At 39.4% G+C, this 653-nt stretch carries 1 pseudogene; it reads right to left on the reverse strand.

Features of this window, described 5'->3' with window-relative positions:
• Positions 1-653 (reverse strand): annotated as a pseudogene (locus AOB46_RS22730) (RHS repeat-associated core domain-containing protein); the annotation flags it as partial.

A 653-nucleotide genomic window follows, 5' to 3' on the forward strand; every position in this document is an offset into this window, starting at 1 on the left:
GTTGAAGGATATGAAGGATTAAAATCATATAGTCGAGGATAAGAATCATAATACGTGACCGATAACAGGGTATTCAGCCCCCAATACATATTGGAGTAATAATACGTCATATCATTAGCTGTGAGTGCTGTGTTATTTCTGCTTTCAATAACAGATGTGTCACTAACCTGGCTCTGCATACCTGCTCTGGTATTATTAGCCGTTAGTATTCCTGTATAAATAGGCCTTCCCCATGCATCATATTTATAAATCATCCAGCTGAACGAAGTTCTTTGATTGGCATCCTGGGTAAGAATCAGCTTATCTGCTTTATCATATACCATATATTCCCAGCCTTTTCCGGGAAGTTTCTTTTCTACCAGCCTGCCTTTACCATCATAACGGTATTGATAAGAGAGGTTATTCAAAGCCGTTTCATCCAAAGTGGTCCATGTCGTAATGAGTGGAGGGATAACGAAAGCCAGCTGGTCGTATTCATTATACACATAATAGGTATCGGCATTTTCTGAAGCGTTTAAAACCTTCCTGACTAAAATAACCTGGCCTTTTCCGTTTTTAAATTCTATGGTTTTATTCCCGTCCTCATCGGTAACGGTATTTTTATACAGCTGTGAAGGACCAAAATACTGTAAAAGCTGAACGGAGGTCTGGGT

This window comes from Chryseobacterium indologenes (assembly GCF_001295265.1).
GTDB lineage: Bacteria > Bacteroidota > Bacteroidia > Flavobacteriales > Weeksellaceae > Chryseobacterium > Chryseobacterium indologenes_A.